The 14,193-nt window shown below is 63.2% G+C and carries 10 protein-coding genes; 6 read left to right on the top strand and 4 right to left on the bottom strand.

Translation table 11 applies throughout. The annotated features are described in order from the left end of the window. Positions 1 to 107: 107 nt before the first annotated feature. The 4 genes from glmU (at position 108) to AFIDRAFT_RS11255 (ending at position 4,669) form a co-directional block, all read left to right on the top strand. Positions 108 to 1,463 carry a bifunctional UDP-N-acetylglucosamine diphosphorylase/glucosamine-1-phosphate N-acetyltransferase GlmU gene (glmU, locus tag AFIDRAFT_RS11270; protein WP_009339529.1) on the top strand — a complete coding sequence of 452 codons (1,356 nt, stop codon included), beginning with the start codon at positions 108 to 110 and terminating at the stop codon, positions 1,461 to 1,463. 141 nt (positions 1,464 to 1,604) lie between these two features. After that, on the top strand, positions 1,605 to 3,431 hold the full coding sequence (gene glmS / locus AFIDRAFT_RS11265; protein WP_009339528.1) for a glutamine--fructose-6-phosphate transaminase (isomerizing): 1,827 nt from the start codon (positions 1,605 to 1,607) through the stop codon (positions 3,429 to 3,431). 110 nt (positions 3,432 to 3,541) lie between these two features. After that, a complete protein-coding gene (locus AFIDRAFT_RS11260; protein ID WP_009339527.1) occupies positions 3,542 to 4,312 on the top strand; it encodes a DUF502 domain-containing protein in 771 nt (256 codons plus the stop codon). After that, on the top strand, positions 4,313 to 4,669 hold the full coding sequence (locus AFIDRAFT_RS11255; RefSeq protein ID WP_009339526.1) for a hypothetical protein: 357 nt from the start codon (positions 4,313 to 4,315) through the stop codon (positions 4,667 to 4,669). An 8-nt stretch (positions 4,670 to 4,677) separates the two neighbouring features. On the opposite strand, the gene recG is transcribed toward AFIDRAFT_RS11255, so the two are convergent. Then, positions 4,678 to 6,786 (bottom strand): ATP-dependent DNA helicase RecG, encoded by a 2,109-nt coding sequence (gene recG, locus AFIDRAFT_RS11250; protein ID WP_009339525.1) that lies wholly within the window; start codon positions 6,784 to 6,786, stop codon positions 4,678 to 4,680. A 192-nt stretch (positions 6,787 to 6,978) separates the two neighbouring features. Here recG and AFIDRAFT_RS11245 point away from each other — a divergent pair, with 192 nt between their 5' ends. Then, on the top strand, positions 6,979 to 7,269 hold the full coding sequence (locus AFIDRAFT_RS11245) for an FAD assembly factor SdhE (RefSeq protein ID WP_040298296.1): 291 nt from the start codon (positions 6,979 to 6,981) through the stop codon (positions 7,267 to 7,269). Next, positions 7,266 to 10,784, top strand: a complete 3,519-nt coding sequence (gene mfd / locus AFIDRAFT_RS11240; RefSeq protein ID WP_009339523.1) for a transcription-repair coupling factor — start codon at positions 7,266 to 7,268, stop codon at positions 10,782 to 10,784. Before AFIDRAFT_RS11245 ends, mfd begins: the two co-directional genes overlap by 4 nt. A gap of 54 nt (positions 10,785 to 10,838) precedes the next feature. Here mfd and AFIDRAFT_RS11235 read toward each other — a convergent pair whose 3' ends face one another. From AFIDRAFT_RS11235 to AFIDRAFT_RS11225, 3 genes are all read right to left on the bottom strand, one after another. Then, positions 10,839 to 11,279: a PRC-barrel domain-containing protein gene (locus AFIDRAFT_RS11235; RefSeq protein WP_009339522.1), complete on the bottom strand. Its 441-nt coding sequence runs from the start codon at positions 11,277 to 11,279 to the stop codon at positions 10,839 to 10,841. 76 nt (positions 11,280 to 11,355) lie between these two features. Continuing rightward, positions 11,356 to 12,597 (bottom strand): hypothetical protein, encoded by a 1,242-nt coding sequence (locus tag AFIDRAFT_RS11230; RefSeq protein ID WP_009339521.1) that lies wholly within the window; start codon positions 12,595 to 12,597, stop codon positions 11,356 to 11,358. Between the two features lie 99 nt (positions 12,598 to 12,696). Continuing rightward, positions 12,697 to 14,169, bottom strand: a complete 1,473-nt coding sequence (locus AFIDRAFT_RS11225) for a class I adenylate-forming enzyme family protein (RefSeq protein WP_245258169.1) — start codon at positions 14,167 to 14,169, stop codon at positions 12,697 to 12,699. Positions 14,170 to 14,193 lie beyond the last annotated feature (24 nt).

Raw genomic sequence — 14,193 nt, 5'->3', positions numbered from 1 at the left:
TTTGTACCCCGCCGGTGAATTCCATCCCGCCCGGAAAGGCTCTATGACAACCGCACTGTGCCGTTCCGAATCCGGGAGCGGCTCCTTATCGTGATCCCAGGACGCCCATGACCGACCGCTCCAGCCTCACTCTTGTCCTTGCAGCCGGCGAAGGAACGCGGATGCGCTCCACGCTGCCCAAGGTGCTGCACGAGGTTGCGGGACGCTCATTGCTGGCCAATGTGCTGCTGGCGGCCCCCGCAGGCAAGCAGGATCGTCTTGCGGTCGTCGTCGGTCCTGATCATCAGGCGGCGTCGGATGAGGCGCGCAAGTTGCGGCCGCAGGCGCAGGTGTTCGTCCAGAGCGAGCGCAAGGGCACGGCGCATGCGGTGCTGGCGGCGCGCACGGCCATAGCGGAAGGCGCGGACGATTTGCTGGTCGTGTTCGGCGATACGCCGCTTGTGACCGCCGAGACGTTTGCCCGTCTGCGTGCGGCGCTCGCGGGGAATGTCGCGATGGCGGTGCTCGGTTTCCGCGCCAAGGACCCGACCGGCTACGGCCGCCTGCTGGTCGAAGGCGATCAGTTGGTTGCCATTCGCGAACAGGCCGACGCCAATGAGGCCGAGCGGAGGGTCGATCTTTGCAATGCCGGGATGATGGCGTTCGCGGGCAAGACCGCGCTGCAGATTTTCGACCGGATCGGCAATGCAAACAGCAAGGGCGAATACTATCTGACAGACGCGGTCGGTATCGCGCGTGAGATGGGATTGCGCGCGACCGTGATCGAAACCCATGAGGACGAAGTGCGCGGCATCAACACCAAGACTCAATTGGCGGAAGCCGAAAACGTGATGCAGCAGCGACTGCGGCGCGAGGCGATGGAGGCGGGGGTCACGCTGGTCGCGCCGGAGACGGTGTTTTTGTCAAGCGACACCACCTTCGGCCGCGACGTCGTGATCGAGCCGTTCGTCGTGATCGGCCCCGGCGTCAGCATCGCTGACGGCGCGGTGATCCATTCGTTCTCGCATGTAACGCAATCCTCGATCGGCAAGAAGGTCTCGGTCGGGCCTTACGCGCGCATCCGTCCCGGCACGTCGCTTGGCGAAGGTGTTCGGATCGGCAATTTCGTCGAGACGAAAGCGGCGGTGCTGGAAAGCGGCGTCAAGGTCAACCATCTGTCCTATGTCGGCGATGCGCATGTCGGCACCAATGCCAACATCGGCGCGGGCACGATCATGTGCAACTACGACGGCTTCGACAAACACCGCACCGAGGTGGGTGCTGGCGCATTCGTCGGCTCGAATTCCTCGCTGGTGGCACCTGTGAAGATCGGCGCAGGCTCCTATATCGGCTCTGGCTCCGTCATCACCCGCGAAGTGCCGGAGGATGCGCTGGTGGTCGAGCGCAACGAGCAGGTGACTCGGCCGGGCTGGGCCAAGCGCTACCGCGAGCGCAAGGCGGAGGCCAGGAAGACCAAGACATGACGGCTTTTTCATCAAACGCCCGGCTGATGGGCGTTAATCATGAATCGGATGTGGGAATTCGCAACAATTCTTGAGCCGCGGTTCGTGCGATACTTGGTTATGAGATTTCCTCTTTTCGATCGTCAAAGGGCTTAAAACCGCATGTGCGGCATTGTCGGAATTCTGGGCCGCCAGCCCGTGGCAGATCTTCTGGTGGACGCGCTGAAGCGGCTCGAATATCGCGGTTATGATTCCGCGGGTGTTGCCACGCTGGAAGGCGCTCATATCGAGCGCCGCCGTGCCGAGGGCAAGCTGAAGAATCTGGAAGCGCGGCTGAAATCCTCGCCACTGCTCGGGCGTGTCGGTATCGGGCACACCCGCTGGGCGACGCACGGCAAACCGACCGAGAACAACGCGCACCCGCACGCCAGCGGCAAGGTTGCGGTGGTTCACAACGGCATCATCGAGAATTTCCGCGAGTTGCGCGCCAAACTGGAGCGCGACGGCGCCAAGTTCGACAGCGAAACCGACACCGAGGTCGTCGCGCACTTGGTGAATTCGTATCTCGCCAAGGGATTCTCACCGCAGGACGCGGTGAAAGAGGCGCTGCCGAAACTGCGCGGCGCATTTGCGCTCGGCTTCGTGTTTGAAGGCCACGACAATCTGATGATCGGTGCGCGCAAGGGCTCGCCGCTCGCGATCGGCTACGGCGATGGCGAAATGTATCTCGGCTCCGACGCGATCGCGCTGGCGCCGTTCACCGATGACATCAGCTATCTCGAAGATGGCGACTGGGCCGTGCTGACGCGCGAAGGCGCAAGTGTGTTCAACGAGAAAAATGAGCCGGTGAAGCGCGACGTGCTCAAGTCCGGCGCATCGACCTTCATGGTGGACAAGGCCAACTATCGCCACTTCATGGCCAAGGAAATCCATGAACAGCCGGAAGTCGTCGGCCATACGCTGGCGCGTTATGTCGACATGGCGACGGATCAGGTTTCGCTTCCGGTGAAACTCCCGTTCGATTTCTCTAAAATCGGCCGCATCTCCATCAGCGCCTGCGGCACCGCGAGCTATGCAGGATTTGTCGCCAAATATTGGTTCGAACGGTTTGCGCGTCTGCCGGTCGAACTCGATGTGGCGTCGGAATTTCGCTACCGCGAAGCGCCGCTGCGCAAGGGCGATCTGGCAATCTTCATTTCGCAGTCGGGCGAGACGGCCGACACACTTGCGGCGCTGCGCTATGCCAAGGCGCAAGGTCTGCATACGATCTCCGTCGTCAACGTCACCACTTCGACGATTGCGCGCGAAAGCGAAACGGTGCTGCCAACATTGGCGGGCCCCGAGATCGGCGTGGCCTCCACCAAGGCGTTCACCTGCCAATTGATGGTGCTCGCGGCGCTCGCGGTTGCGGCTGGCAAGGCGCGGGGCGAGCTCACCGCTGAGGATGAAGGCAGGCTCGTTCACGCGCTGGTCGAAGTGCCGCGCCTGATGAGCGCCGCGCTTTCGCTGGAACCGCAAATCGAGAAGCTCGCACGCGACATCGCCAAGGCGCAGGACGTGCTCTATCTCGGGCGCGGCACGAGCTATCCGCTGGCGCTGGAAGGCGCGCTGAAGCTGAAGGAGATTTCCTACATTCACGCCGAAGGCTATGCCGCGGGCGAACTCAAGCATGGCCCGATCGCGCTGATCGACGAGAAAATGCCGGTGGTGGTGATCGCTCCTCACGACCGTGTTTTTGAGAAGACCGTCTCCAACATGCAGGAGGTTGCTGCGCGTGGGGGACGCATCGTGCTGATGACCGATGCGCAGGGTCAACGGGAGGCGACGGTGGAGTCCCTCGAAACCATCGTATTACCCGATATGCCCGCGACCGTGACGCCGCTTGTCTATGCGGTGCCGGTCCAACTCCTAGCCTATCATACGGCCGTCATCATGGGCACCGACGTCGATCAGCCACGGAACCTGGCAAAATCCGTCACAGTCGAATGACAAACTGACGCAGACGGAGCGGGGATTTTAAGTCTTCTGCAACCATGGTCTCGGCGCCTTTTTCAGGCTGGCCCTTGCATGCCGCGCGGTCGGAGCGATACGGATAGGTTATGACAGAGAACACGCCGAAACTTCCGGGTGACCTCACGGCCGGGCCAGATGCTCCGCGCGGTCTGATGGCGCGCCTGCGCAATTATTTCCTCACCGGTCTGATTGTCGCCGGCCCGATCGCGATCACCTTTTACCTGACGTGGTGGTTCGTTACCTGGGTGGACAATATGGTCCGCCCCTTCGTGCCGGTCGATTATCGCCCCGAAACCTATCTGCCGTGGGGAATTCCCGGCTCCGGCCTGATTGTCGCCGTGGTCGCGCTGACGTTGCTCGGCTTTTTCGCCGCAAACCTGATTGGGCGTCAGCTTGTCACGCTCGGCGAAACCATCCTTGGTCATATGCCGGTGGTGCGCGCGATCTATCGTGGCCTGAAGCAGGTGTTCGAGACGATCTTTTCCAGCAACGGCTCGGGCTTGCGCAAGGTCGGGCTTGTGGAGTTTCCCTCGCCCGGCATGTGGTCGGTGGTGCTGATCTCACACGCGCCGAATGAGCAGATGTCGAATGCGCTCCCCGGGGAGGAGGAGCACGTGGCGGTGTTCCTGCCATGTGCGCCGAACCCAACTACCGGCTTTTTCTTCTATGTGCCCAAGAGCAAGATCTTCGAAATCGACATCAGCGCCGAAGATGCGGCTACCCTTATCATGTCAGCGGGCGTGGTGCAGCCGGGCGGTAGTGAGGCGCAGAAGAAAATCGCGGCGCTCGGCGAGGTCATGAAGGCGGCGAATGTTGCGAATGCGACGCCCGTCTCCAGCCCGGCGAAGGTCGAGTAATTGCCTCGCAAGGATAAAAAGGCGGCGACTTCTCGCAGCGAACAACCGAAGCAAAGCACAGTTGCAACCACGCCGCAGCTTGTCTGGACGGTTGTCCTTGTCAGCATTGCCGTAACGATTGTGACTGAACTTCGGATTGCCGGCCATGGCAGCCTGTGGTTGTCGACCGTCATGGCCTACGCGGCATTCTTTCTGAACATTGCATGTTCGGGGCTGGGGTTCCGGACACCGCAGCAGATGTGGTGGATCGCGAATGTCGGGGTGAGCGTCCTCACCATGTCATTCATCGGCGCGCCGACCGTTCCGAGCGCGCTCTGGACGGTGGGGCGGGTTTTTCTCGCGCGCCTGTCGACTTAAAAGACTCACTATCCCGCGCCGATCAGCGGGATCGCCTCATCGCGTTCGAACAGATAAAGGAGGCAGCGCAGCGCTTCACCGCGCTCGCCGTCGAGCTTTGCATCATCCTGCATGATGCGCAGCGCCTCGTCGCGGGCCTGTGCGACGAGGCCGCCGTGAATTTCCGGCCGAGCGATGCGGAAGCCGGGCAAGCCGCTTTGGCGTGTGCCGAGCACATCGCCTTCGCCGCGCAGGCGTAAATCCTCCTCGGCGATGCGGAAGCCGTCGGTGGTTTCGCGAATGACGCGCAACCGCGCGGTGGCGATTTCTCCCGCAGGCTCGTGATAGAGCAGGATACAGGTCGAGGCTTCATGGCCGCGCCCGATGCGCCCGCGCAACTGGTGCAGTTGCGACAGGCCGAAGCGCTCGGCGTTCTCGATCACCATGATGGTGGCCTCGGGCACGTCGACACCGACTTCCACCACTGTGGTGGCGACAAGCAGTTGCGTTTCGCCGGATGCGAAGCGCGCCATCGCGGCATCCTTGTCCTTCGGCTTCATCTGGCCGTGGACCAGCCCAACCACGCCGCCGAATTTCTTCTGCAGGCTCTCGAACCGTTGGGTGGCATCGACAAGGGGAAGGGCGGTCTCGGCGTCGGATTCCTCAACCAGCGGACAGATCCAGTAGATGCGCTTGCCTGCATCGAGCGCGCGCCCGAGCGCGTCGATGATCTCGCCGAGGCGGCTGTTGGGCACCACACGGGTGTCGATCGGCTGGCGCCCGGCCGGTTTTTCGCGCAATTCGGAGATGTCCATGTCGCCGAAATAGGTCATCACCAGCGTGCGCGGGATTGGTGTCGCGCTCAGCACCAGCATGTCGACCGCTTCACCCTTGCCGGTGAGCAGCAGCCGTTCGCGCACCCCGAAGCGGTGTTGTTCGTCGACGATGGCGAGCGCCAGCGACTTGAAGATCACCTCGTCCTGAATCAGCGCATGGGTGCCGACCAGAAGATCGATTTCGCCGTTCGCCAGCCGCTCGAGAATGTCGCGGCGTTCCTTGCCCTTGTCGCGGCCGGTGAGAATGGCGACGCGCAGGCCCGCGCGCTCGGCGAGCGGCGCGATGGTCGCGATATGCTGGCGCGCGAGGATTTCGGTGGGTGCCATCAGCGCCGACTGGCGGCCTTCTTCCACGACGGCGGCAGCGGCAAGTAGCGCCACCACCGTCTTGCCCGAACCGACATCGCCTTGGAGTAGCCGCAACATGCGGAGCGGCTTGCCGAGATCCTCAGCGATGGCGCGCGCGGCGTCCTGCTGAGATGGCGTGAGCGCGAAGGGCAGCGCATCGATGATTTTCGCGCGCAAGTGCCCGTCACCGGCATGGCGTGTGCCTGCGGCACGGCGCAACTGCGCGCGCACCAGAGCCAGCGCGAGCTGGTTGGCGAGCAGTTCATCGAATGCCAGCCGCGACCAGAACGGACCGTCCGGCAGGATGTCGGTAATTTCCTCCGGCTGGTGGATGCGATGAAGTGCTGCGGAAAAATCGGGGAAGGAACAGCGCCGCACCACCTCGGGGCTGATCCATTCCGGCAGTTGCGGCAGCTTGGTCAGCGCCTGCGCCACCGCGCGCCGCACCGAGCCGATCGCGAGCCCTTCGGTCAGCGGATAGACCGGATCGATGCCGGAAAGTTTGGCAAAGCCTTCCTCATCAACCACGCGGTCGGGGTGCACCATCTGCAGGGTGCCGTCGAACATCTGGACGGTGCCAGAGACATAACGCACCTCGCCAATCGGCAAGAGCTTGTCGAGATAGCCGCCCTGCGGACGGAAGTAGGTCAGCATCACGGTGCCGGTGTCGTCGCTGGCGAACACCGTGTAGGGGGCACGGGAACGGCCGGGCGGCGGCGCACGATGCCGGTCTATCGTCACTTTCAGTGTCACCACCGTGCCCGGCACGGCGTCGCGGATGTCCGGCTGGGCGCGGCGGTCGATCACATTGGACGGCAGATGCAGCAGCAGATCGACGATGCGGGGCGTCTCGCTGCGGTCGAGCAGATAACGGAACAGTTTATCCTGCTTCGGCCCGACGCCGGCAAGGCTCGTCACCGGTGCGAACAGAGGATTGAGAACGTTGGGGCGCATGACGGCACGAATCTATGGCTGTTTGATCCGTCATGCCCGGCTTTATGCCGGGCATCCACGTCTTTTTGGCGTGATGCCATGACGTTCAGGTATGACAGCAACCCCTGCGAAGTTACTGACAGCGCCCAATCCAATCGCTATATCAACCTCGCCCGGCACGTCCGGGCTTTTGGCGTTCACGAAAGGCAGAAAATGTCCGCTTCCACCCGTTCCAGCGATGGCCTCGACGATCGGCGCAAGCGGCTCCTGTTCCGCTGCTGGCACCGGGGTACCAAGGAGATGGATTACATCTTTGGGCGTTTTGCGGACGCGCATATTGCCGATCTTAGCGAAGAGGAGGTCGCCGATTTCGAGCGGCTGATCGATCTGCCAGATCCCGACCTCTACAACGCCTTCAACGACAAGACGCCGCTCGAGCCTGCCTATGCCGAGGGGATTTTCCGGCGCATCAAGGCCTTCACTGACGCTGGATCGTCCGCATGAAGTCGCCCGCCCGCTCGCCGGCCGCGCTGCTTGCGCCCGGCCGTGCTTTGACTCTTGCCAATACCGCCGAGGGCGCGGAAGGACTGATCGTCTCCGACCTCGCGCGGGCTGTGGCCGCGCGCAAGGACGCGCCGGCCGTCAGCCTCGCGGTGCTGTGCCGCGATGGTGCGCGGATGGCACAACTGGCCCGCGCGCTCGAATTCTTCGCACCCGATGTCGATGTGATGCAGTTTCCCGGCTGGGATTGCCAGCCATATGATCGCGTCTCGCCGCACGGCGGCATTCTGGCGCAGCGCCTGACCACGCTGGCGCGGCTGTCGCGTCTCGCGGGTGGCGGCGACAAACCGCTCGTCGTACTCACCAGCGTCAACGCCGTCGTGCAGCGCGTGCCCGCGCGCGACGCCATGGCGGCGCAGGCGCTCTCGGTCGCGCCGGGCCATCGCGTACCGATGGATTCGATTACGGCCTGGCTCGAACATAACGGATACAGCCGCACCTCGACGGTGCGCGAGCCCGGCGAATATGCCGTGCGCGGGGGCATCCTTGATCTCTTTCCGGCAGGCCTCGACCAGCCGGTGCGATTCGACTTCTTCGGCGACACGCTGGAATCGATCCGCACGTTCGATGCGGAGACACAGCGCACGTTGCTCGACATGCGCGCGCTCGATCTTGTGCCGGTATCGGAATTCCAGTTGACAACGGAAACCATCCGCCGCTTCCGCATGGGCTATGTCGCGCAGTTCGGCGCGCCCGACCGTGACGACCAACTCTATGAAGCGGTGAGCGAAGGCCGCCGCCATCCCGGCATGGAGCACTGGCAGCCGCTGTTCGTCGAGAAAATGGACACGCTGTTTGACTATCTCGACGGCACGCCGTTCGCGGTCGAGCCGCAGGCCGAGGATGCGGTGCGCGAGCGCTACAAGCAGATCGGCGATTATTACGAGGCGCGGCGCGAGGCGATGGAGCACCCCGGCGGCGGCGCGATCTACAAGCCGCTGCCGCCCGACAAACTTTATCTGGCCGAAAGCGAGTGGAACGAGAAGCTGTCCGCACAGGCGCTGGCGCGCATGACGCCGTTCGCGATGCCGGAAGGTGAGGCCGTCATCGACATCGGCGCGCGGCAGGGGCGGGATTTCGCGCCGGAGCGCGCGGATGCGACCGTCAACGTGTTCGAGTCCGTGGTCGCCCACGTCAACAGCCTGCATGCCGAACGCAAGAAGGTCGTCGTCGCGCTGTGGAGTGAAGGCTCGCGTGAGCGCATGGCGAGCATGCTCAAGGACCACAAGCTGGTCGCACTCACCAACGTCAACACCTGGCGCATGGTGCAGGCGACGCCGCGCAACGAGACCATGCTCGCGGTGGTCGGCCTCGATTCCGGTTTCGAGACCGAAAGCATCGCGGTTATTACCGAGCAGGACATTCTCGGCGACCGCCTCGTGCGCGCACGCAAGTCGAGCCGCAAGGTCGAGAACTTCATTTCCGAGGTGACGTCGCTCGCGACTGGCGATCTCGTCGTTCATGTCGAGCACGGCATCGGTCGCTATATCGGGTTGCAGACGCTGGAAGTCTCCGGCGCGCCGCACGACTGTTTAGAGTTGCACTACGCCAACAACGCCAAGCTCTATCTGCCGGTCGAGAACATTGAACTATTGTCTCGCTACGGCTCCGAGCAGGGCGGCGTTGAGTTGGACCGGCTTGGCGGCGGCGGATGGCAGGCCCGCAAGGCCAAGCTGAAGAACCGCATCCGCGAGATCGCTGGCGACCTCATCAAGGTTGCGGCCGAGCGGCAGTTGCACGAGGCGCCGAAATTCCCGGTGCATCAGGGGCTGTACGACGAATTCTGCGCGCGCTTTCCGCATGATGAGACGGAAGACCAGCTCGGCGCGATCAATGCATCGCTCGACGATCTTAACGCGGGCAAGCCGATGGATCGCCTTGTCTGCGGCGATGTCGGTTTCGGCAAGACCGAGGTGGCGTTGCGCGCGGCATTCGCCGTGGCCCTGGAAGGGCGGCAGGTCGCGGTGGTGGTGCCGACCACGCTGCTTGCGCGCCAGCATGCGAAGAATTTCACCGAACGGTTTCGTGGTTTCCCGGTCAAGGTGGCGCAGGCCTCGCGTCTCGTCAGCGCCAAGGAGTTGCGCGAGACCAAGAAAGGCATGGCGGACGGTAGCGTCGATATCGTCGTCGGCACTCACGCGCTGCTCGGCAAGACCATCAAGTTCAAGAACCTCGGCCTCATTATCGTGGACGAGGAGCAGCATTTCGGCGTCTCGCACAAGGAGCGGCTGAAGCAGTTGCGCGCCGAGGTGCACGTGCTGACGCTGTCGGCAACGCCGATTCCGCGTACGTTGCAACTGGCACTGACTGGCGTTCGTGATCTGTCGATTATCGCCTCGCCGCCGGTGGATCGTCTCGCAGTACGCACCTTCGTGGCGCCCTTCGATCCCCTGATGATCCGCGAGGCGCTACTGCGCGAGCGTTATCGCGGCGGACAGGCGTTCTATGTCTGCCCGCGCATCGACGATCTCGCGGAGGCCAAGGACTTCCTCGACAAGAACGTGCCGGAGATGAAGGTCGCGGTCGCACACGGCCAGATGCCGCCGAGCGTGATCGAGGACATCATGTCGGCCTTTTATGATGGTAAGTTCGATATCCTGCTTTCGACGACAATTGTCGAATCCGGCCTCGACATTCCGAACGCCAATACGCTCATTGTCCATCGCGCCGACATGTTTGGTCTTGCGCAGCTCTATCAGTTGCGTGGCCGGGTCGGGCGTTCGAAGCTGCGCGCCTACGCGCTGTTCACGCTGCCCGCGCAACGTCAGATCACCGCGCAAGCGGAACGACGGCTGAAGGTTTTGCAGTCGCTGGAAAATCTCGGCGCAGGATTCCAGTTGGCTTCGCACGATCTCGACATTCGCGGCTCGGGCAATCTGCTTGGTGAGGAGCAGTCCGGTCACATCAAGGAAGTTGGTTTCGAGCTTTATCAGCAGATGCTGGAGGAGGAAATTCTCAACCTCAAGGCCGGCATCTCCGCGCCCGTCGAAGACCGCTGGTCGCCGCAGATCACGCTCGGCATGCCGGTGCTCATTCCGGAAGACTATGTTGCGGACCTCGCCGTGCGGCTGTCGCTCTACCGGCGTCTGGCCGATCTCGAGACCGACGACGAGATCGCCGATTTCGGCGCGGAAATGCGCGACCGGTTCGGTCCGCTGCCGGACGAGGTGCGTTTCCTGTTCAAGCTCGCTTCGATCAAGAACTACTGCCGCCGTGCCAATATCGAGAAGCTCGATGCGGGTCCGAAGGGCGCATCGATCAGCTTCCGCGACAACAGCTTCGCGGAACCAGAAAAGCTGGTTTATTTCATCCGGCAGTATGGACAGGCCGCGAAGGTACGGCCCGACATGAAGGTGGTGTTTCTGCAGGAATGGGCGACACCGGATGACCGCATGGAAGGCGTCACCGACATCCTTCGCCAGCTGGCCAATCTCGCGGAAGGCCGAAAAGCGGCGTAAAATTCAAGAAGAGGCGACTGCCTCGCGACAGCCGCCCCGATGTGATGAACTGGTTTAGCCCGTGGTCGGGTATTTGAACTCGGGCGCGGCCTTGAGCGCTTCCTTCGTGGTGTTCATCGTGGCCTTCCACTTCTTGCTCGCCTGGTCATACGCCACATGCACCGACGACGGCGCGACGGCGACATAGTGCTCGCCCATGCCGAGAAAGCCGCCGACCGACAGGATCAGCGCCTGCACCTGATTGTCCTTGGTGATGGCGATATCGGAAATCTCGCCGATCGATTCATTGTTCTGGTTGTAGACGTTCAGGCCCTTCAGCTTGGAAGTAAACATCTCGTCGCTGGAAACGCGCGCGAAGGTTGGCGCCGAGGATGGCGCGCTGCCGGTCGTCGCGGCGGGTGCGGACGAAGACGTCGATGGACTCATCGTCGACTGGGCGAAAGCCGGTGCGGCGATCAATGCGGCGGTGAGACCGAGCAATACAGTTTTCTTCATAGACAACCTCCTCAATTGGATTGACGAGAGCCCAATGCAGAGGAGTTGTGTTCGTTCCGCGCCCAAATCAGTGCCGTTATGATGCGGCCTGTGCGTCGGCCAGACGCAGGCGCGCAAGCAACAATGCCTCGGAATCATTCGGCAGAAGCGAAGTGACTGCGACATCGGATGTGAGCTTGCCGTTCGGTTTCGGTCCGACGACAGTCTGCTTGAGAACGCTGGCTAGGCGCCGTGCGATGGAACGTGCATCGACAATGCTCGTTCCGGCGAACGCGACAACGATGGTTCCGTCGCTCTGCAATGTTCCGAAGTCCATCCGCCGCATCAGTTGGCCGATGATGCGGGCGGCGTCGAAGCGCGAACGATCGTTATGAGTGGAGAGGCTAAAGCTTGCGACCGACAGGCCTGCGCCCTGTGCGTGAGCGTCCTCGATCGAGCGTGAAAGATCGCGGCTGAAGGCGGCTTCGGTCAGAAGTCCGGTACGCGGATCGAGCAGGCCGCCGGCTTCGATCGAGCGCGAAGCCCGCTCCAGTCGTGCCTCGAAAGCTTTTTGCCGGATCAGCGGAACTGCGATGGCGACTGTGCCTGCAGCATCCGCGCCGCCGGATTCAAGGTTGGGGAGGTCATAAGGATGAAGCGACACCGGCACGCCCGAGACGATCACCGGCAGATTGCGGTGGCGTGAGTCCTCCGACAGCACTTGCAGGAATGCCTCGACGACGCGCTGCGTGAATCCGCCGCCGATGACGATGCCATCGAGCGTGCGTGCATTGAGATGCTTGGCCGCCTGTTCGATGCTGAGCGCGCCGACGATACCCATCCGTTCACCCAGCGCAACGGACAACGCGGGAAACGAGCCCCCGCGTCCGGCGAGCAGCACGGTTGCGTCCTGCAGTGGATCATCGGCGGGCATCTGCAATTCGGTGAGCCTGGTATCGCGCGCCCGCCGTAATACGGTCGCGTGCATGGCGCGCAGCCGCAGCGCGGCGTTCAGGCGCGCGGCCAGCCTGTGCGCGCCACGGCCGCCGATCTCCGTCAGCGGGAGCGCATTGTGGGGTAGAGGCATGCTTCCAGGATCGAGTGCGATCAGCGGCACGTAGGGACTTAAGGTTTCGACGCGGCGGGCGATGTCTTCGATGGCGGCAGGCTCATGCGCTCCCGCGACGATCACTGCGCATGGTTTCACGCGCGCGATTGCGGCTTCCGCCTCCTGCCATGTGCTGTCCACGGCGGGAAAGATCTTCGCGGCCGACAGCGCCTTGTAGAGCGGGGCGTATGTTCCGTTGGAGACGACGACGATGGGGCCGGACTGGGACATCTTTTACTCAGGTCACAAAAACAGCCATCATCCTACCGGATGCGGCCTTAATGCGCCGTCAACGCCAGTTGCCATGAATCCCGAAAATGTAATGAATACTTACGCTTGACGCTCACGCTGGCGGAAAGCTTCCGTCATCAGCGGATTGAGCCCCAGTTCCGCGAGCGCGCCGCGTGCCCGGGCATTCTCATTCGAACGCCCGGCGAGACGGAAACCGTTGATGGGATCGGGCAGGGCCATCATCACCGTGCCGGGCGAGAGCCGGCGCGCCCATTGCTCGAGATCGTCCTCGCGGAACCGGTAGCCGCCGACATTGGCGATGCCGGCTGGCGTGCCGGTCAGCGTGATGTGAGCGTCCTGGCCCGCGCGCTTGGCAGGATAGCCGGTGTCGACATAGTCGACGCTGGGCTCAGTTCTCATCAGGGAGGTGTCGGCCTTTGGCGGCGGGCGATAGGCCGCGAGCGTCACCATCGGCCCTCGCAAGCCGAGCGTGCCTTTCGGCGTCAGCAACAATTCGCCAGCGCGGGCTGCGTCGTGATGGGTCAGCGTCACCGGCGCGGCCGCGCCGTCGTCGAGGCGGTTGAGCGCGAACAGGCCCATTTCTCCGAACAGATAGACATCGGTGAGTGCTGCCGACTTCGCCTTCCAGTCCGGGCTGGCCGACACACGCTCCGGCGTTCGCCACAGCCCGATGACATGACGCAGTGATGGCTGTGCGTCGATGGCGGCGGATTCCGACATCCGCAATGCGAGTTCGGCGGGTGCGATCAGCGTGTCGCAATTGCCTGCGCGGATCTGGTCAGTCAGCACCTGCGGGTCGAACGGATGATGCAGCCGCAACGAGCCGCCGCTCAACAGCCACAGCACGATGGATGACGTGAGTCCTGCAAACGAGGAGAGCAGCGCCGTTGAGACGATCTGCGCGGCGGAGGGAAGGGCGCTTTCCATGTAGATGGCAAGCCCTCCCGCGATCAGGTTCACATGGCTGCGCGGCACCGCGACCATCCCGTTCCGGGTGATGTCGAACGAGGCGACGGCGGCCTTGCGTGCGTTGATGGATAGATTGGGCGCAAAGGATTCCCGCTGCCGCCAGTCGAGCGGCGTCATGCCGTCGGGTAGCGCCTCGCCGAAGCCCATCACGTGCCGGATCGAGAACGCCTCGGCAGCGGCATTCATGGCAAGGTCGGCATGGTCGATCAGTTCGATCCGCCCCGAGGTGATGATGGCGCGTGCGCCGACGCGGTTGAGCGCCTCGGCCAGTTCGGCCTGCCGCCAGAGCTGCGGCAGCAGCGCCACCACGAGGCCCGCGCGCCATGCCGCGAGCAGCGTCAGCGGAAATTCGACGGTGTTGGGCAGTTGCACCGCGACGATGGAGCCCGCCGGAAGGCCCGCGCGGATGAATTGCGAGGACAGCGAGGCGACCGCGGTTTCGGCCTGCGCGTAGGTGAGTTCGACGGGCTCATCGCCGGTGGTGCGGCGCTTGTTGGGCGGATCAGACAAAGCGAGCGCATCAGGCGTGCGTTCAGCCGTGCGCGAGAACAGGTCGTACAGCGTCGGGGACCTGTCCGGCATCGATACGCTGGTGTCGGGAGTGTC

Source organism: Afipia sp. 1NLS2, assembly GCF_000178995.1.
Classification (GTDB): domain Bacteria; phylum Pseudomonadota; class Alphaproteobacteria; order Rhizobiales; family Xanthobacteraceae; genus Afipia.
This window is presented reverse-complemented; position numbering and strand designations above follow the sequence as displayed.